Origin of the sequence: Micromonospora sp. NPDC049081, from assembly GCF_040648835.1 — a bacterium.
In the GTDB taxonomy this organism is placed as follows: domain Bacteria; phylum Actinomycetota; class Actinomycetes; order Mycobacteriales; family Micromonosporaceae; genus Micromonospora; species Micromonospora antibiotica.
Window position 1 is genome coordinate 83,213 of the sequence record NZ_JBEZEK010000003.1, and the last position, 17,557, is coordinate 100,769.

Annotated in this window: 18 protein-coding genes and 1 pseudogene; 3 read left to right on the forward strand and 16 right to left on the reverse strand. The window is 72.7% G+C overall.

The window, feature by feature from the left end; genetic code table 11:
* Positions 1-45 precede the first annotated feature (45 nt).
* Entirely contained in the window at positions 46-1,035 is a 990-nt protein-coding gene (locus AB0B63_RS07470) for a tyrosine recombinase XerC (RefSeq protein WP_357015481.1), read from the forward strand.
* 183 nt (positions 1,036-1,218) lie between these two features.
* Positions 1,219-2,400, forward strand: coding sequence for an aminotransferase class V-fold PLP-dependent enzyme (locus AB0B63_RS07475; protein ID WP_357015484.1), 1,182 nt, complete (start codon positions 1,219-1,221; stop codon positions 2,398-2,400).
* Positions 2,401-2,637: 237 nt separating this feature from the next.
* Here AB0B63_RS07475 and AB0B63_RS07480 read toward each other — a convergent pair.
* Positions 2,638-3,150: pseudogene (locus tag AB0B63_RS07480) on the reverse strand (peptidoglycan DD-metalloendopeptidase family protein); the annotation flags it as partial.
* Positions 3,151-3,425: 275 nt separating this feature from the next.
* Here AB0B63_RS07480 and AB0B63_RS07485 point away from each other — a divergent pair.
* Positions 3,426-4,532, forward strand: a complete 1,107-nt coding sequence (locus AB0B63_RS07485; RefSeq protein ID WP_357015487.1) for a sulfite oxidase — start codon at positions 3,426-3,428, stop codon at positions 4,530-4,532.
* A 75-nt stretch (positions 4,533-4,607) separates the two neighbouring features.
* Here the strand turns inward: AB0B63_RS07485 and AB0B63_RS07490 are convergent, their stop codons facing one another.
* The 15 genes from AB0B63_RS07490 to ffh all read right to left on the reverse strand — a co-directional run bounded on the left by AB0B63_RS07490 (position 4,608) and on the right by ffh (position 17,149).
* On the reverse strand, positions 4,608-4,931 hold the full coding sequence (locus AB0B63_RS07490; protein ID WP_011905215.1) for a DUF2469 domain-containing protein: 324 nt from the start codon (positions 4,929-4,931) through the stop codon (positions 4,608-4,610).
* Positions 4,928-5,740 carry a ribonuclease HII gene (locus tag AB0B63_RS07495; protein WP_357015491.1) on the reverse strand — a complete coding sequence of 271 codons (813 nt, stop codon included), beginning with the start codon at positions 5,738-5,740 and terminating at the stop codon, positions 4,928-4,930. The genes AB0B63_RS07490 and AB0B63_RS07495 overlap by 4 nt, the downstream gene beginning before the upstream one ends.
* Positions 5,734-6,213: an NUDIX domain-containing protein gene (locus AB0B63_RS07500; protein ID WP_357015494.1), complete on the reverse strand. Its 480-nt coding sequence runs from the start codon at positions 6,211-6,213 to the stop codon at positions 5,734-5,736. Before AB0B63_RS07500 ends, AB0B63_RS07495 begins: the two co-directional genes overlap by 7 nt.
* A 58-nt stretch (positions 6,214-6,271) precedes the next feature.
* On the reverse strand, positions 6,272-6,907 hold the full coding sequence (lepB, locus tag AB0B63_RS07505) for a signal peptidase I (protein ID WP_208567189.1): 636 nt from the start codon (positions 6,905-6,907) through the stop codon (positions 6,272-6,274).
* A complete protein-coding gene (lepB, locus tag AB0B63_RS07510) occupies positions 6,904-7,881 on the reverse strand; it encodes a signal peptidase I (protein ID WP_357015497.1) in 978 nt (325 codons plus the stop codon). The genes lepB (AB0B63_RS07505) and lepB (AB0B63_RS07510) overlap by 4 nt, the downstream gene beginning before the upstream one ends.
* Positions 7,882-8,074: 193 nt before the next feature.
* Complete coding sequence (gene rplS / locus AB0B63_RS07515; RefSeq protein ID WP_007456548.1) at positions 8,075-8,431, reverse strand: 50S ribosomal protein L19; 357 nt, start codon at positions 8,429-8,431, stop codon at positions 8,075-8,077.
* 142 nt (positions 8,432-8,573) lie between these two features.
* Entirely contained in the window at positions 8,574-9,362 is a 789-nt protein-coding gene (gene trmD / locus AB0B63_RS07520) for a tRNA (guanosine(37)-N1)-methyltransferase TrmD (RefSeq protein WP_357015501.1), read from the reverse strand.
* Between the two features lie 16 nt (positions 9,363-9,378).
* Positions 9,379-9,963 carry a ribosome maturation factor RimM gene (rimM, locus tag AB0B63_RS07525; RefSeq protein ID WP_208567441.1) on the reverse strand — a complete coding sequence of 195 codons (585 nt, stop codon included), beginning with the start codon at positions 9,961-9,963 and terminating at the stop codon, positions 9,379-9,381.
* A gap of 2 nt (positions 9,964-9,965) precedes the next feature.
* Positions 9,966-10,226 (reverse strand): RNA-binding protein, encoded by a 261-nt coding sequence (locus tag AB0B63_RS07530; protein WP_172862164.1) that lies wholly within the window; start codon positions 10,224-10,226, stop codon positions 9,966-9,968.
* Positions 10,201-10,677 carry a 30S ribosomal protein S16 gene (gene rpsP, locus AB0B63_RS07535; RefSeq protein ID WP_357015504.1) on the reverse strand — a complete coding sequence of 159 codons (477 nt, stop codon included), beginning with the start codon at positions 10,675-10,677 and terminating at the stop codon, positions 10,201-10,203. The genes AB0B63_RS07530 and rpsP overlap by 26 nt, the downstream gene beginning before the upstream one ends.
* A 287-nt stretch (positions 10,678-10,964) precedes the next feature.
* On the reverse strand, positions 10,965-11,612 hold the full coding sequence (locus tag AB0B63_RS07540) for a DUF402 domain-containing protein (protein WP_208567193.1): 648 nt from the start codon (positions 11,610-11,612) through the stop codon (positions 10,965-10,967).
* A 212-nt stretch (positions 11,613-11,824) separates the two neighbouring features.
* Positions 11,825-13,231, reverse strand: a complete 1,407-nt coding sequence (gene proS / locus AB0B63_RS07545) for a proline--tRNA ligase (protein ID WP_357015508.1) — start codon at positions 13,229-13,231, stop codon at positions 11,825-11,827.
* Positions 13,232-13,847: 616 nt separating this feature from the next.
* Positions 13,848-14,927, reverse strand: a complete 1,080-nt coding sequence (locus tag AB0B63_RS07550) for an amidohydrolase family protein (protein ID WP_204956864.1) — start codon at positions 14,925-14,927, stop codon at positions 13,848-13,850.
* A gap of 18 nt (positions 14,928-14,945) precedes the next feature.
* Positions 14,946-15,524 carry a Uma2 family endonuclease gene (locus AB0B63_RS07555; RefSeq protein ID WP_208567195.1) on the reverse strand — a complete coding sequence of 193 codons (579 nt, stop codon included), beginning with the start codon at positions 15,522-15,524 and terminating at the stop codon, positions 14,946-14,948.
* A 68-nt stretch (positions 15,525-15,592) separates the two neighbouring features.
* Positions 15,593-17,149, reverse strand: coding sequence for a signal recognition particle protein (gene ffh / locus AB0B63_RS07560; RefSeq protein WP_208567196.1), 1,557 nt, complete (start codon positions 17,147-17,149; stop codon positions 15,593-15,595).
* Positions 17,150-17,557: the final 408 nt, after the last annotated feature.

Here is a 17,557-nt window from a genome sequence, read left to right on the forward strand (position 1 = left end):
GCCCTGCGGGTGCCACCACCGGTCGACCTTGGCGGAGGCGGGTCGATGAGTCGACGCGGTGCGGGCACCCGGGTCACCCACCAGGCACTGCCGCCGGCGATGCGGGACGCGGTGGACGAGTTCGCCGCCCACCTCGCCCAGGTGCGCAACCGGTCCGCGCACACCGTCCGGGCGTACGTGGCCGACCTGGTCTCGCTGCTCGACCATGCCGTCCGGATGGGCTGTGCCGAGCCAGCCGACCTCGACCTGAGCGTGTTGCGAAGCTGGCTGGCGAAGCAGCGGACGACAGGCGCGGCGCGCAGTTCGTCGGCCCGGCGGGCCGCCGCGGTGCGTACCTTCAGCGCGTGGGCGCACCGGTCCGGCCTGCTGGCCACGGACGTGGCCGCGCCGCTGGCCACTCCGAAGGCCCGTCGGGAGCTGCCTGTCGTGCTCCGCGCCGACCAGGCCGCCACCCTCGTCGAAGCCCCGGGCGACGGCGGGCCTGCCGCACCGGGCGGTGCCGGTGCGCCGGGGGCGGCCACGGCGGACGATCCGGTGCTGTTGCGTGACCGGGCGTTGCTCGAGCTGCTCTACGCGACCGGGGCGCGGATCAGCGAGGTGTGCGGGTTGGACAGCACGGACGTCGACCACGACCGTCGGGTGGTCCGGGTCCTCGGCAAGGGTAACCGGGAGCGCACGGTCCCGTACGGGCTGCCGGCGCAGCGGGCCGTCGACAGGTGGCTGGCGGTCGGCCGGCCCGCACTGGCCGGACCGGAATCCGACCGGGCACTGTTCCTCGGTGCCCGGGGCGGCCGGCTGCACCCGACGATGGCCCGACGGATCGTCGCCGGTTACGCCCGGGCCGCCGGGCTGCCTCCGACCAGCCCGCACGGGCTGCGCCACTCGGCGGCAACCCACCTGCTCGACGGCGGCGCGGACCTGCGGGCGGTGCAGGAGCTGCTGGGGCACTCGTCCCTGGCGAGCACCCAGATCTACACCCACGTGTCGATGGAGCGGTTGCGTGCCGCCTACCGCCAGGCCCACCCCCGGGCCTGACCTGCCAGCCGACCAGCTCCGGCCCGGCCAGTCCCGCCAGCCCCGGCGCGTCAGATAGGCGTAGACCGCCGCCGGGTAACCGGCCGGCCCGCAGGACCGACCGCCGCAGCGAGGGGGCGTCGGACCACAGTGGCCGGCGACGATCGGTCCTGCGGGCCCCGGCGTGCGGGCTACGATCACCGGATGAGCGTCCCGCCGCCGCCCGAGTCGATTCCCGGGGCCCGACTGCTCTTCACCCTCGACCCCTCGGTCAGTTATCTCAACCACGGGGCGTTCGGCGCGGTGCCCGTCGGGGTGCAGCGCACCCAGCAGCGGTTGCGCGACGAGATGGAAGCCAACCCGCAGCGCTTCTTCGGCCAGTCACTGACCGACCGGCTCGCCCACACCCGGCGGCACCTGGCCGCTTTCCTCGGTGCCGATCCGGAGGGCACCGCCCTGGTCGGCAACACCACCACGGGGGTGGCCGTCGCCCTCCAGTCACTCGGTCTGCGCCACGACGACGAGGTACTCAGCACCGACCACGGGTACGGCGCGGTGCACCTCTCCGTCGCCCGGGAATGCCGCCGGACGGGTGCGACCGCCCGTAGCCTGCACCTGCCCCTGTCGGCCAGCGACGCGCAGCTCGTGGAGATCGTGCGGGCCGGGCTGCGCCCGGGACGGACCCGGTTGCTGCTGGTCGACCAGCTCACCTCGGCCACCGCCCGGTTGCTGCCGGTCGCCGCGCTGGTGGCCGTGGCCCGCGAGCACGGCGTCGCCGTGCTGGTGGACGCCGCGCACGTGCCCGGGATGCTGCCCGTCCAGGTCGACGCGATCGGGGCCGACTTCTGGGTGGGCAACCTGCACAAGTGGGGGTACGCGCCCCGTGGCACGGCAGTCCTGGTGGTCGCCCCACGGTGGCGGGACCGGATCGAGCCGCTGGTGGTGTCCTGGCAGCAGGCGAGCGGCTTCCCGGGCAACGTCGAGTGGCAGGCCACACTCGACTACACGGGTTGGCTGAGCGCCCCGGCCGGGCTCTACACCTTGCGTACCCTCGGGCTGGAGCGGGTCCGCGCGCACAACGCGGCACTGGCGACGTACGGGCAGCGGGTGGTCGCCGACGCGCTCGGGGTGCCGCCGACCGACCTGCCCGACCCGGGCGGGCCGGGGGTGGCGATGCGGATCGTGCCGTTGCCACCGGGCGTCGCCGGCACGTTGGAGGCCGCCGGGGCGTTGCGGGCCCGGATCGCCGACCGGCTCGCCGCCGAGGTGTCGGTGATGGCCTGGAACGGGCGGGGGTGGCTCCGGCTCTGCGGTCAGGTCTACAACACCCCCGACGAGTACGAGCGGTTGGCCTCCCGGCTGCCGGCGTTGCTGGCCCAGGGGTGACGGGGCTCCTGCCGGGCGCTGACCGCACCGGCAGGGTGGCCGTCCGTCCCGCCGGGCGATCCCGTCCGGCCCCTGGTCCCACCGCTGACCGGTGTCGAGGGCGCCAATCCGGACCAGCGGGGGGCCGCCGCGCCGGACCAGCAGATGGTCAGCGCCGGGGGCGGCATCCGGGGTGAACCGGTCGGCGGAGTCGCCGGGCCCGTCGACCCGGAGGAGACCCACCTCGGCGGGTGTCGCCACCGGGAGCAGCCGGACCGGGCCGAGCCCCAGCAGGGCCAGCGGGTCGAGGTATTCCTGGCCCCGCCGGACCCCCCAGTGCAGGCACCCGCCGGTCGGGGTGGACACCCCCGCCACGGGGCAGCCCGGATGCCCGCCCAGCAGCACACCCAGCGGTGCGCCACCCGCCACGACGTCGCCGGGGAGCACCTCGGGGCGGACCGGTTCGTAGGTGGTCCGCAGCCCCCCGGAGTGGCCGACGGTGACCACCGGGCGGCCGGCGACCATGCCGGCGAACAGCACGGTGCCGGCTGCGGCGGCCCGGACGGCGGCCCCGGGTACGGCGGCGAGGTCCACGCCCCGGTGACCCGCCAGCCAGGGCAGCGGAGGCGGGTCGAACCGGCGCACCGGCCGGGGTGGCCCGTCGAGTGGCCACCGGAACACCGGGGCCGGCCCGGCCCGGACCGGGGCGGACGGGGGTGGGGTGGACCGGGGTGGGGTGGACCGTCCGGGAACCCAGTGGGGGCCGAACATGAGCACGGCGGCCCCGAGGGCCGCCACCTGCCGCAGTGCTGTACGCATCACCGCAGCATGTCGGGGCCGGCGGACCGACGCCACGGACCGGCTGTCCGCTGTGGATGACGGGACCGGCTGTGGAAAACGCCCACCCGGCCTGTCGATCTGCTATACCCCTGTGCCGGCGGCGGCCGGGGAGAGCGCAGGGGGGACGGCCGTGGTCCGGCGGTGTCGGCCCCGCAGCGGGGCTAGGCTGGCGGCATCGCAGGCGGGCGCAGACCGGGAGGCCACCGATGACCACCATCGACGAGGTGAGCCGACCGTCGCGGGTCGCCGGGCCGGACGAGGCGATCAGCGCGGAGGAGCTGCAACTGGCCGCCCGCAACCACGGCATCCCGCTCGAGGCGTTGCGCTACGACGTCACCCCGGCCGGCCTGCACTACCTGCTCATCCACTACGACATCCCCGACCTCGACGCGGTGACCCACACGCTGACCGTGGACGGCGCGGTACGTCAGCCGCTCCGGCTCGGGCTGACCGAGCTGCGTGAACGCCCCCGGGTGACGCGGCGGGTCACGCTGGAGTGCGCCGGCAACGGGCGGGCGCTGCTGCACCCCCGCCCGGTCAGCCAGCCGTGGTTGGTGGAGGCGGTGGGCAACGCCGAGTGGACCGGCACCCCGTTGGCGCCGTTACTGCGTGAGGCAGGGATCGCGCCCGACGCGGTGGACGTGGTGTTCACCGGCGCCGACCACGGTGTGGAACGCGGGGTGGAGCAGGACTACCAGCGGGCCCTGCCGGTCGCCGACGCGCTGCGCGACGAGGTGCTGCTGGCGTACGAGATGAACGGCGCTCCGCTGCTGCCCCAGCACGGCGCACCGCTGCGGCTGATCGTCCCCGGCTGGTACGGCATGGCGCACGTCAAGTGGCTACGGTCGATCAACGTGCTGACCGGGGAGTTCGACGGCTACCAGAACGCGGTGGCCTACCGGCTGCGGCGCGACGCCGACGACCCGGGTGTGCCGGTGACCCGGATCGAGCCCCGGGCGCTGGTCCGGCCGCCGGGCTTCCCCGACTTCATGTCCCGCAGCAGGGTGCTGCGTCCGGGACCGTGCACGGTGGACGGACGCGCCTGGTCGGGGCACGGCCCGGTGGTCGGGGTGGAGGTGACCACGGACGGCGGGGTGACCTGGACGCCGGCCGTCCTGGACCCGCCGGGCGGTGGCGAGTGGTCCTGGCGGCGCTGGCGGTACGAGTGGACGCCGCAGCCCGGCCGGTACGCGCTGGCCGCGCGGGCGACCGACGCGTCGGGGCGTACCCAGCCGGTGGAGCAGCCGTGGAACCGGGGTGGTTTCGCCAACAACCTGGTCCAGCGGGTCGACGTGCTCGTCGTCGAGGAGTGAGGTCGGCGGCGGGGTGAACAACCCTGGCCCGGCGGGGGCCCGGTGTCGGCGGGTGGGGGGCCGACGCGGGGTGGGTCAGCTACCGAAACCCGAGTCGGCGGGCAGCGAGATGTCGGGCTTCTCCAGCTCCTCGACGTTGACGTCCTTGAACGTCATCACCCGGACGTTCTTGACGAAGCGGGCCGGACGGTACATGTCCCAGACCCAGGCGTCGTGCATCTCGACCTCGAAGTAGACCTCGCCGTCGGAGTTGCGCACGTGCAGGTCCACCTGGTTGGCCAGGTAGAAGCGGCGTTCCGTCTCCACGACGTAGGAGAACTGACGGACAATGTCGCGGTACTCCCGGTAGAGCTGCAGCTCCATCTCGGTCTCGTACTTTTCGAGATCTTCCGCGCTCATCGCACTCCGCCTTCCATGACCACATCTTCCCCCACCGGTGCCGGAGGCCGAGGCTGCTCGCCCAACGCCACGCCGACGGTACCCCCTGCCGTGCCCGAGCGCTCCATCGGCTCGGGAGCGGCTGCGCCGAGCGGCCGACGGGCCCGGGGCGGGGCACCCTCCCGGCCCGACACGGCGGCCACATTGACGTACGAGAACCGGTGCTCCACGCAGGGCCCACGCTCGCGCAGCGCCTCGGTGTGCTCGGCCGTGATGTACCCCTTGTGCTCGGCGAAGCCGTAACCCGGGTGGCGTCCGTCCAGCTCCACCATGATCCGGTCCCGGGTGACCTTGGCCAGTACGCTCGCCGCCGCCACGCAGGCCGCCACCCGGTCACCCTTCCAGACCGCCAGCCCCGGCACGTCCAGCCCGTCCACCCCGAAGCCGTCGGTGAGCACGTACTCCGGTCGGGTGGTCAGTGAGGCCAGGGCCCGGCGCATCGCGGCGAGGTTGCACACGTGCAGCCCCCGGGCGTCGACCTCCTCGGCCGGGATGACCACCACCGCGTACGCCAGGGCACGGGCGACGACCTCGGCGTAGACCCGCTCCCGGCTGGCCGGGGTGAGCAGTTTGGAGTCGGCCAGCCCTTCGATCTCGCCGCGTCGCCCCTCGGGGAGCACCGCGGCGGCGGCCACCAGCGGGCCGGCGCAGGCGCCCCGGCCGGCCTCGTCCGCGCCCGCGACGTGCCGGAAGCCGCGCCGTTGCAGGGCCCGTTCCAGCGCGTAGAGCCCTCCGTCGCGGCGCACCACCGTGCGCGGCGGGGTCAGCACGACGCCTCCGGGGCCGGGGCGGCGGCCAGCACCTGGGTGAGCAGGGCGGCCAGGTCGGCCGGGTAGCACCGCTCGGCGGTGTCGGCCAGCTCGGCCGCCGACCACCAGCGGTGCCCGGTGACGCTGGCCCGTTCGATCTCGTCGAACCCGGCCGTGTCGACCTCCCAGGTGGGCACCCGGACCACGAAGAACTCCTGTTCCTGGCGGTACCACACGCCGTCGAAGGGAAACTCGATCGTCTCGGAGCGGACCGACCCGCCCAGCTCGGCCGGGGTGAGCCGCAGCCCGGTCTCCTCGGCCAGCTCGCGGGCCGCCCCGGCCGCCGGGGACTCCCCCGGGGTGAGCCCACCACCGGGGGTGAACCAGTACCGGTGACCCGGGCGGGCCGGGTCGACGCCCGCGAAGAGGAGCACCCGGCCGGACGCGTCGACGAGCAGCACCCGGGCCGCACGACGGGGGTGGAAGACGGTCACCGCATCAGCCTGCCAGACGGTGTCGACGCTCGGCCACGCCCGGGTGGTCGCGAACCGGTCAGGGGTTGGGAATCCCGTCGAACGACTTGGGCACGGTGAGCCAGGTGGCCCGGTCGAACGGCCAGAACACGGTGAAGGCCCGGCCCACGACCTCGCCCTCGGGGATGGTGGCGCTGTCGATGTTGCGACCGGACTGCTGCCAGTGCTCCAGCGAGTCCCCGGAGGCCGAGCGGTGGTCACCCATCACCCAGAGCCGCCCCGCCGGGACGGTGATGTCGAACTCCTGGTCGGCGGGCTTGTCCTGCTGGCCGTTGGCGGAGTAGATGTAGGGCTCGTCGAGGGACTTGCCGTTGATCGTCAGCCGGTCCTGCGCGTCGCAGCAGACCACGTGGTCGCCGCCGACCCCGATCACCCGCTTGATGAAGTCCTCGCCGTCGGGGTTGCCACTCCACTCGGTCGGCGCCTTGAACACCACCACCTCACCCCGGTGCGGTGAGCGGAAGTCGTAGACCAGCTTGTTGACCAGCACCCGATCGTCGATCTTGAGAGTGTTCTCCATGGACGGCGACGGGATGAAGAAGGTCTGCAGCACGAATGCGCGGACCAGCACCGCCACCAGAATCGCGACGCCCAGGAGAATGGGCAGCTCCTTCCAGAAGGAGCTGCGCGGCTTGTCGGTCTGCTCGTCAATCACGGGTGGAGCCTACGTCGCCGGAGCCGTCCGGGCCGCCCGGAACGCCGGAGGCGTCCCGGCCACCCGGAGCGCCGCAGCCGTTCCCGGCGCAGGCGTGGTGGCCGCCCGGAGCCCGGGGGCCACACCCGTCGCCCGGAGCGCACGACGGCCGCGAGCAGCGCGGCGACCGGCAGGAGCAGGACCACGTCACCGGTGGGGGTCGGCCGGACCGGTGCCGGGGCGTTGGGCGCGGCAGCGGAGTCCGACAGCCGTTCGAAGGTGGCCGGCACGGGCAGCGACGCCCACCGCGACGACGGCCACACCACCATGAACGCCCGGCCGATCACGTTGTCGATCGGCACCGGCCCCTGGCAGCGGGCGTCCTGGGAGACCAGCCGGTGGTCGCCCATCACGAAGATCTGACCAGGGGGTACGACCACCTCGTCGAACCGGCGGGACCGGCACTCCTTGGGGTTCGGCGGTACGTCCAGCGGTGAGTCACGCACCACGTACGGCTCGTCCAGCGGGATGCCGTTGACCAGCACCCGACCCTGGTCGTCGCAGCACTTGACCCGGTCGCCGGGCAACCCGATCACCCGCTTGATGAAGTCCTTCTCGCCGGGGCGGCCCACGCCGACCAGGTCGCCGAGGGTACGCCCGATCTTGCCGACGGCACCGGTCGGCGGCACGGGACTCTCCAGGGCGACCCACTTGTCGGTGCCCCGGAACACCACCACCTCACCGCGCAGCGGGTCACGTACGTCGTAGACGACCTTGTTGACCAGCACCCGGTCGCCGATGAGGAGGGTGTCCTCCATCGAACTGGACGGGATGAAGAAGGCCTGGAGCAGGAAGGTGCGGATCAGCACCGCCAGACAGAAGGCCACGATCAGCAGGAGCGGCAGCTCCTGCCAGAGGGGCATCTGCCGACGGGTGGGTCGGCTCCGCCGACGCCACGGGTCGGCTGTGCCGTTCGAGTCGAGCACCTGCACCACGCCACTCCCCGGTCCGCAGAAACGACACTACCGCCCGGGAGCCTCGTCGAGGCCCCACGGGCGGCAGCGGACGATCGGAGTGCCGCGATCTGGGTCGCGACACCACCTGCCGGACTGCGCCCGTACCGATCAGCGTAGTGCGCTCTGGTCGATACGACATCCGCGCAGGTCAGGCGGCCTGGCGAGCGGGAAGTCAGCTGGGCTGCTTCTCCCGCTTCTCCTTGATCTTGGCCTTCTTGCCGCGCAGCTCGCGCAGGTAGTAGAGCTTGGCCCGGCGGACGTCGCCACGGGTCACGATCTCGATCCGGTCGATGCCCGGGCCGTTGAGCGGGTAGGTCCGCTCCACGCCCACCCCGAAGCTGACCTTGCGGACCGAGAAGGTCTCGCGCAGACCGTCACCCTGGCGGCGGATGACGACGCCCTGGAAGATCTGGACCCGGGACCGGTTGCCCTCGACGACCCGCGCGTGCACCTTGACGGTGTCACCGGCACGGAAGTCGGGGAGGTCGGTGCGCTTCGACTGGGCGTCAAGGGCGTCCAGGATGTTCATCGCTGCGTCCTCGTGATGCTCACGGCGCACCGTCAGTCGGTGCGCGGATGGGTGATTCTGATTCCCGGTGCCGGTCGGCGGGCCGACCCTGTCCGGGGATCCTCGCAGCCGCCCACGGGCGCGGACGGATGCGGCAACCCCTCTACTTTGCCATATCCCCCGGGGGCAGCGGAAACCCACCCCGCTCCAGCGTCGCCAAGTCCCGTTTGTCCAGGATCTCCGGGGGCAACGCGGCGAGCATGTCCGGTCGCCGGGTGCCGGTGCGGGTCAACGCCTCGTCCCGTCGCCAGCGGGCGATCCGGCCGTGGTCACCCGAGCGGAGCACCTCGGGTACCTCGTGCCCCCGCCAACTCGCCGGCTTGGTGTACATCGGGGCCTCCAGCAGGCCGTGCGCGTGCGACTCGTCGTCCAGCGAACCGGCGTTGCCGAGCACCCCGGGCAACAGCCGGGTGACCGCCTCCAGGATCACCAGCACCGCCACCTCGCCACCGAAGAGCACGTAGTCGCCGAGTGAGACCTCGGTGACCCGCAGCCGGGTCGAGGCGTGGTCGAGCACCCGCTGGTCGATGCCCTCGTACCGGCCGCAGGCGAAGAGCAGGTGCGACTCGGTGGCCAACTCGTGCGCCATCGCCTGGGTGAACGGCACGCCGGCCGGGGAGGGCACCAGCAGCCGGGGCAGGGTCAGGCCGTCCGGAGCCAACTCGTCGGGGGCCAACGCGTCAAGCGCCTCGCCCCACGGTTCCGGCCGCATCACCATGCCCGGCCCGCCACCGTAGGGCGTGTCGTCGACCGTGCGGTGCACGTCGCGGGTCCAGGTCCGCAGGTCGTGCACGGCCAACCGGAGCAGGCCCTGTTCCCGGGCCCGCCCGATCAGGGACAGATCCAGTGGGGCGAAGTAGTCCGGGAAGATCGACACGATGTCGACGCGCATGAGGGTGGCTTCCGGTCTAGAGGTCGAGCAGACCGGCCGGCGGGTCGACGACGACGCGTCCGCCGGCGAGATCGACCTCCGGGACGATCGCCTTGACGAACGGGATCAGCGCGCTGCCCCCCTGCGGGCGGCGCAGGACGAGCAGGTCGGAGGCGGGCGCGTGGTCGATCTTGACCACCTCGCCGAGGTGCTCACCGGCCGGGGTCACCACGGCCAGGCCGACCAACTGGTGGTCGTGGAACTCCTCCGGGTCCTCCGGTGGGGCGACGGAGGCGCTGTCCACCCCGAGTAGGGTGCCGCGCAGCGCCTCGGCGGTCTCCCGGTCGAGGACCCCCTCGAAGGCCACCAGCATCCGCCCCTGGTGCCAACGGGCCGCCTCGATGGTCAGCTCGTCGGGGACCAGGTACGCCACCTCCGGGTCGGCGGTCGCGGCCGGCTCGGCCCCGCCCCGACGGGGGGTCTCCACCCGGGGCGGCACCCCCGGCTCGGTGCTCAGCACCGCGCCGGGGGCGAACCGCGCCTCGGGCTCGTCGGTCCGCACCTCCACGGTGACCTCACCGCGGATGCCGTGCGGCTTGCCGATCCTGCCGACGATGAGCAGCATCAGTACGAGTCGACGATGTCGACGCGTACCCCGCGTCCTCCGATGGAGCCGATCACCTGACGCAGCGCCTTGGCGGTCCGACCGGACCGCCCGATCACCGTGCCGAGATCCTCCGGGTGCACGCGGACTTCCAGCCGCTTGCCCCGACGGGAGTCGACCATGCGGACGCGCACGTCGTCCGGGTGGTCGACGATCCCCTTGACCAGGTGCTCCAGGGCGGGACGCAGCGGCATGTCAGGCCTGCTCACCGGAGTCGGCAGCAGCGGCCGGGGCCTCGGCCGGAGCCTCGGTCTTCGGCGCCTCGGGCTCGGCCGGGGACTCCGCCTTGGCGGCCTTGCGGGCCGGCTTGGCCGGGGTCTCCGGAGCCAGGCCGGCAGCGGCCTTCGCCTCGGCCTCGTACGCCGCCTTGCGGTCGGCGCGCTCGGCGGCGACCTTGAGCGGCGGCGGGGCCGGCAGGCCCTTGAACTTCTGCCAGTCGCCGGTCAGCTCCAGCAGCCGCTGGACGGCCTCGCTCGGCTGCGCGCCGACCGAGAGCCAGTACTGGACCCGCTCCGACTTGACCTCGATGATCGAGGGGTCTTCCTTCGGCTGGTAGATGCCCACGAACTCGATCGCGCGACCGTCGCGCTTGGTGCGCGAGTCCGCGATGACGATGCGGTACTGCGGGTTGCGGATCTTGCCCATCCGCAGGAGCCGGATCTTTACGGCCACAGTTGTTTCGCTCCTGTTGCGATTTCACCGACCCGGCTACGGGCGGTGCACGGGTGAGCGTCGACCGGCACAGTGGGGTTGGGCCGGAGACTGCTCGGTGGACTGGCGACGCGCCCGGGTTAGAGGGCGCCGGACGCGCGCCGGATACCAGCGACCCATTCTGCCAGATCGCGCACCGGATGCTCACATCGGGCCGGCCCGACGGCAGGGCGTCGGTCCCGGCGGGCCGTCCGACCACCGCCGCCACGCGCCCCGACGACGGCCCGGCCAGGTGAGCTACGACACACTCACCGCGCGGGCGGTCGGTCCCAACCCGGCGGCAGCTCCGTCGGCGACGTCCAGTCGGCCGGCGGGACGAAGTCGCACCAGGTGCCGTCGAACGGGAACTTCCCCGCCTCGGCGAGGGCGATCACCCGCTCCCCCTCGGCACGGACCGCCTGCTCGTCGGTCACCCAGTAGTGGTCGGGAAAGGCCAGCCGCTCGGTGAACTCGCCCTCGTCCTTCCACTGCCAACTGAGATCGGGACGGACCACCACGTCCAGGTCCTGGTCGACCACGTCCACCCCGGCCACCGACCCGTCGTCCCACCGGACCCCGGGCTCCTCCAGGTTGACGTACCAGGCGACGAAGCGGTCCTGCTCGTCGCGGAAGAACCAGACCGAGTGCGCCGCCCCCGTGGGCAGGAACTCCAGCAGCGGAGGACCGTCCCACCGGCCCCGGGCCAGCCGGTAGGACGAGGCGATCCACTCGGTGAACGGCATCGCCCGCATGCCCAGGCCCGCCTCGGACACCTCGTGCGCCACCGGCGTGTCCCGGGCCACCCAGAGCAGCAGACCCCGGTCGTCGTCGCCCACCACCCGGGCCGGCCGGACCCACCCGATCCGGCCCCGCCGCACGTTGCGATGCATGATCAACTGACCTGGCGCGAAACGCATCACACCTCCACAGGTCTGGACGGGCTTCCGGCGCTCCGACCCACCGCCGCACCCGGGACGAACAGTGCGGGCCGGCTTTCGGCGTACCCGCGACGAACCGGGCAGCCGGGCCCGGTGGGCCGGTTGCGCGGCGATACGGGTCGCCGCGCCCACGGCCGGCCGGCGCGACCCGGGAGCCGGACCTACGGGCCCCCGGGCTGCGGTGGGCCGCCTCAGTAGGCGCGGGCCAGGATGGCGGTCAGGTCCGGCTCGTCCTCGCTGTCCGGGACGGAACCGTCGGCGCGCAGCAGGCACCGGACGGTGACGCCCTGGCCGTTGGCCTCGGCCTCGCCCGGCACGCCGACGGCCGACCACGGCACCATGGCCCAGCCGGTGGCCGCCGCCTCGATCGCCTCGGCGAGGGTGGACACCTGCACGGTGCGGGACCGCCGGTGGGCCAACGCCTCGTCGTGCAACGCCTGCTGGTCGGCCTCCAAAGCGGCCAGGACCGCGCCGACGACGTCCGCGACCGGGGTGGGGGCCTTCGAGCCGTCCGTCCGCCGGACCACGACCGCGTTGCCGGCGGCCAGGTCGCGGGGGCCGACCTCGACGCGTACCGGATAGCCGCGCAGCTCGGCGTCGACGGCCCGGCGGCCGAACGCGGTGTCGGTGCGGTCATCGAGCGCGACCCGGACCCCGGCGTCGCGCAGCGCGTCGCGCAGCTTGGCCGCCGCCTCGCCCACGCCGTCGCCCGCCTTGACGATCATGACGTACGCCTGGATCGGGGCCAGCCTCGGCGGCACCCGCAGCCCGTTGTCGTCACCGTGCGCCATGATCAGCCCGCCGAGCATCCGGGTCGAGGTGCCCCAGGAGGTGGTCCAGGCGTGCTCCCGGCCACCCTCGGCCGAGGAGTAGCTGATGTCGAACGCCTTGGCGAAGTTCTGCCCCAGCTCGTGACTGGTGCCGAGCTGCAGCGCCTTGCCGTCGCCCATCATGCCTTCGCAGGTGTAGGTGGCGGTCGCCCCGGCGAAGCGCTCCCGGGTGGTCTTCAGCCCGACCACCACCGGGATGCCCAGCACGTTGACCATCAGGTCCTCGTACGCCTCGTGCAGGATCTTGCGGGCGTAGGCGCGGGCGTCGGCACGGGTGGCGTGCGCGGTGTGCCCCTCCTGCCAGAGGAACTCGCTGGTGCGCAGGAAGATCCGGGGGCGCAACTCCCAGCGGACCACGTTGGCCCACTGGTTGAGCAGCAGCGGCAGGTCCCGGTACGAGTCGATCCACTTGGCCATGAACTCGCCGATCACCGTCTCGCTGGTGGGACGCACCACCACCGGCTCGGCGAGCTGCTTGCCGCCACCGTGGGTGACCACCGCCAGCTCCGGCGAGAAGCCCTCGACGTGCTCGGCCTCCCGCTTGAGGTAGCTCTCCGGGATGAACAGCGGGAAGTACGCGTTCTCCGCGCCGGCCGCCTTGATCCGGGCGTCCATCTCGGCCTGCATCCGCTCCCAGATGGCGTAGCCGGCCGGACGGATGACCATGGTCCCCCGGACCGGGCCGTTGTCGGCCAGCTTCGCCTTGGCGATCAGGTCCTGGTACCAGCGGGGAAAGTCCTCCGCACGGGGAGTGAGCACGCGAGCCATGACCGCACATCCTATGCGCCCCGCCCGGACCCGATGCGCTCGGGCACGCCGCCGCCCACATCCTCACCCCGCGCCACGGATGCCGGCCGCGCGGGAAACGCCCCACGCCCCACGCCCCACGATCATGCTCGATCCTGGTTGTAGTGGCATCCCCGCGCCTTGAGGCCACTACAACCAGGATCGAGCGCGATCTTGACGCGAGAACCTGAAAACGCGAGGACAGGTGAGACCGTGGCGAGGACGGCGGCTGGCGCGGTGGGCGGAGCATCGCGGAGACGGCCTGCGGGCAGCGTTGGCAGCCGCGAATGCCGGCAGGCACAGGGGGCGGGACGGCACACGTCGACGGTCAGCGCACGCCGGCGATCAGCGCACGCCGGCGATCAGCGCACGCCAGCGATCAGCGCACGCCAGCGATCAGCGCACGCCAGCGATCAGCGCACGCCAGCGATCAGCGCACGCCAGCGATCAGCGCACGCCAGCGATCAAGGGCTCGATGGCCGGCGCGCGGGGGCAGCCGGCGCACATCGGCAGCCAAGCGCACACCGACGGTCAGGGGCTCGATGCCGGCGCGCGGGCGGGGCGGGCGGGGACGGGGACAGGGACGGGCGGGGGTGGGTCAGCGGACCACCCGGCCGCGCAGGACGATCCGGCTGGGCGTCCGGACCACCCGCAGGTCACGGCGCGGATCCTCGGGGTAGACGACCAGATCCGCCAGGCCGCCCTCGACCAGGCCGGGGAAGCCGAGCCACTGCCGGGCCCGCCAGGAGGCGGCGGCGAGGACGTCCACGGCGGGCATGCCGGCCTGCTCGTGCAGCAGCAGCATCTCCTCGGCGGCCAGCCCGTGGTCGATGCCGCCGCCCGCGTCGGTGCCCACGTAGATCGGCACCCCGGCCTCGTGGGCGGCGCGCACCACCTCGGGGAAACGGTCGCGCAGGGCGAGCATGTGGTCGGCGTAGCCGGGGAACTTGGGGCGGGCCGCGGCGGCGATGCCCCCGAAGGTCCGAATGTTGATCATCGTGGGGACCAGCGCGGTGCCCTGCCGGGCCATCAGGTCGATCAGGTCGAGGCTCAGCCCGGTGCCGTGCTCCACCGAGTCCACCCCGGCGCGCACCATGATCTCCACGGCCGACTCGCTGAACGTGTGTACCGCGGCGCGTACCCCGGCGGCGTGTGCGGCGGCCACGGCGGCGGCCATCGTGTCGGCGTCCCAGGCCGGGGCGAGGTCGCCGACGCCCCGGTCGATCCAGTCACCGACCAGCTTGACCCAGCCGTTGCCGGCGGCGGCCTGCGCGGTGACCGCCGCGGTCACCTCCGCCGCGTCGACCTCCAGGCCGATGTCGCGCAGGTAGCGCTTCGGCGGGGCGACGTGCCGCCCGGCGCGGGCCAGTCGCGGCAGGTCCGGTTCGTCGTCGAGTTCGGGGTACGGGTACGGCGAGCCGGCGTCGCGCAGCGCGAGCACCCCGGCGTCCCGGTCGGTACGGGCCAACGTGCGGGCCTGGTCGAGGGAGGTGACCGGGGTGGCGCCCCGGGCGATGCCGAGGTGGCAGTGGGCGTCGACCAGGCCGGGCAGCACGAACCCGGAGTCGGCGACCGTCTCGGCGTCGGGCACCGGGTCGAAGGTGACCCGGTCGCCGTCGAGCCAGACGTCCCGGACCTCGTCGTCGGGCAGGAGCACACCGCGCACATGCAGAGCCATGCGCACAGTCCTACCCGATCACTTCCGCGCCCGTTCGAGGACCTCCTGCCGACGCCGCGTCCACGCCGGGAGGTCGAGCGTCACCTTCCAGGGCCGGTCGATGGTGACCAGGCCGTCGGTCTCCACGCTGGGCTCGTAGCCGCCCTTGGGGCTCAACAGCAGTTCGGTGAAGGTGATCTTATCCCGCAGCGGATCGATGACCCAGTAGGCATCCACTCCGGCGTTGGCGTAGATGCGGACCTTCTCGTGCCGGTCGCGGATGGTCGATTCGGGGGAGATGACCTCGACGGCGAGCATGGCGTCCTGGACCGGCACCGGCGAACGGTTCGCCTGCTCGACCCGGATGACCACCACGTCCGGTCGTGGTTCGTTGCGGCGGTCGATCGACAGGGACTGGTCCATGCTGACGAAGTAGTCGTCCGGGCAGTGGAGTTCGAGGGCGAACACCACCCGGGCACAGACGAACTGGTGTAGCGGCGTGGGGGACGGCACGATCAACCTTCCGTTGATCAGTTCGTACGGAAGGTCCTTCGGCAGGTCGCCGAGGTCGTCGACCGTCCACTCGTGCCGTTCGGGCAGGCTGGGCGCTGCGGTCATGACATCTCCTCCCAGGGGCGACGACCACCCTAGGTGCCCGGATCGTCGCCCTCCGCCACCGACACGCGTCAGCGGGGCCGGTTGTCGCCCCTGCCGAGCTTGTTGAAGTCGATCTTCGGAAGCTTGAAGCCCGGCGGCAGCCCCTGGCCGCCCGCCAGGTCGTTCGGGTCCATCCCCGGCGGGAGCTGCGGCATGCCACCCGGGAAGCCGCCCGGCAGCCCGGCGCCCGCGCCGCTGCGCGGCCGGTTGCCGCCCTTGGTGCCCTTGCGCTTGTTCTTCGGCGACTTGGTGGCCTTGCGCCGGCCCCCGCCGGGCAGACCCATCATGCCGCCCATCTGCTTCATCATCTTCTGCGCGTCGGCGAAGCGGTTGAGCAGCTGGTTGACGTCCATGACGGTCACCCCGGAACCACCGGCGATACGGGCCCGCCGGGACCCGTTGATGATCTTCGGGTTGGTCCGCTCGGCCGGGGTCATCGACCGGATGATCGCGGTGACCCGGTCGAAGTGCTTGTCGTCCAGCTCGGCGAGCTGGTCCTTCATCTGCCCCATGCCGGGCATCATGGCCAGCACGTTGGCGATCGGGCCCATCCGCCGCACCGCGATGAGCTGGTCGAGGAAGTCCTCCAGGGTGAACTGCTCACCGCCCATCAGCTTGGCGGTCATCTTCTCCTTCTGATCGGTGTCGAAGGCCTGTTCGGCCTGCTCGATCAGAGTGAGGACGTCGCCCATGCCGAGGATCCGGCTGGCCATCCGGTCGGGGTGGAAGACGTCGAAGTCCTCCAACTTTTCACCGGTGGAGGCGAACAGGATCGGCTGGCCGGTGACCTCGCGTACCGACAGTGCGGCGCCACCCCGGGCGTCGCCGTCGAGCTTGGACAGGACCACACCGGTGATGCCGACACCGTCGCGGAACGCCTCGGCGGTGCGGACCGCGTCCTGACCGACCATCGCGTCGATGACGAAGATGACCTCGTCGGGGTCGACCGCGTCACGGATATCGGCGGCCTGCTGCATCATCTCGGCGTCGATGCCGAGCCGGCCGGCGGTGTCGACGATGACGATGTCCCGGGCGGCCCGCTTCGCGTGCTCGATCGAGGCGCGGGCGACCTGCACCGGGTCACCGGTGCCGTTGCCGGGCTCCGGGGCGTACACCTCGACGCCGGCGCGACCACCGAGCACCTGGAGCTGCCCGACGGCGTTGGGACGCTGGAGGTCCGCGGCGACCAGCAGCGGCTGGTGCCCCTGCGCCTTGAGCCAGCGGGCCAGCTTGCCGGCGAGGGTGGTCTTACCGGAACCCTGGAGGCCGGCCAGCATGATCACGGTCGGCGGCTGCTTGGCGAACTGGAGCCGGCGGCCCTCGCCGCCGAGCACGTTGATCAGCTCTTCGTTGACGATCTTGACGATCTGCTGGGCCGGGTTGAGCGCCTGGGAGACCTCCGCGCTGCGGGCCCGCTCCTTGACGTTGGTGATGAAGCCCTTGACCACCGGCAGCGCGACGTCCGCCTCCAGCAGCGCCAGCCGGATCTCACGGGCGGTGGCGTCGATGTCGGCATCGGTGAGCCGGCCCTTGCCCCGGAGCTTGGTGAAGATTCCGGACAGGCGGTCACTCAAGGTGTCAAACACGCGAACATCCCGTTTGTCGTCAGCGGCGGGCACAGGTGCGGCCGGGCCGGCTGTCCAGCCCACCGTTAGGGTAGCCCGCCGGCCGCACGCCCGCTCCGGCCCCGCGCGCCGCGCCCCACGCCACGCCGAAGGCGACGGACGCGCGCCGGTCACCCCACCGGCACCACCCGGCTCACCCGCCACCCCACCCAGCGAACCGGGGGTCGGTGATCAAGAGGTTCAGGTCATCAACCGGCGCGAGACTGACGCAAACCTCTTGATCACCAGCGTCCGACACACCACCTCGCCCCACCCCGGCAAGGTGGGTCGGTGATCAAGAGGTTCAGGTCATCAACCGGCGCGAGATTGACGCAAACCTCTTGATCACCGGGGGACGTGGCGGGTCTCGGCCCGGCGGCGGGTGCCCCG

Excerpts from the sequence above, each read along its gene's own strand:
- AB0B63_RS07470 (WP_357015481.1), top strand. The coding sequence starts at position 46 with ATGAGTCGACGCGGTGCGGGCACCCGGGTCACCCACCAGGCACTGCCG.
- AB0B63_RS07475 (WP_357015484.1), top strand. The coding sequence starts at position 1,219 with ATGAGCGTCCCGCCGCCGCCCGAGTCGATTCCCGGGGCCCGACTGCTC.
- AB0B63_RS07485 (WP_357015487.1), top strand. The coding sequence starts at position 3,426 with ATGACCACCATCGACGAGGTGAGCCGACCGTCGCGGGTCGCCGGGCCG.
- AB0B63_RS07490 (WP_011905215.1), bottom strand. The coding sequence starts at position 4,931 with ATGAGCGCGGAAGATCTCGAAAAGTACGAGACCGAGATGGAGCTGCAG.
- rplS (WP_007456548.1), bottom strand. The coding sequence starts at position 8,431 with ATGAACATCCTGGACGCCCTTGACGCCCAGTCGAAGCGCACCGACCTC.
- trmD (WP_357015501.1), bottom strand. The coding sequence starts at position 9,362 with ATGCGCGTCGACATCGTGTCGATCTTCCCGGACTACTTCGCCCCACTG.
- AB0B63_RS07540 (WP_208567193.1), bottom strand. The coding sequence starts at position 11,612 with ATGCGTTTCGCGCCAGGTCAGTTGATCATGCATCGCAACGTGCGGCGG.
- proS (WP_357015508.1), bottom strand. The coding sequence starts at position 13,231 with ATGGCTCGCGTGCTCACTCCCCGTGCGGAGGACTTTCCCCGCTGGTAC.
- AB0B63_RS07550 (WP_204956864.1), bottom strand. The coding sequence starts at position 14,927 with ATGGCTCTGCATGTGCGCGGTGTGCTCCTGCCCGACGACGAGGTCCGG.
- AB0B63_RS07555 (WP_208567195.1), bottom strand. The coding sequence starts at position 15,524 with ATGACCGCAGCGCCCAGCCTGCCCGAACGGCACGAGTGGACGGTCGAC.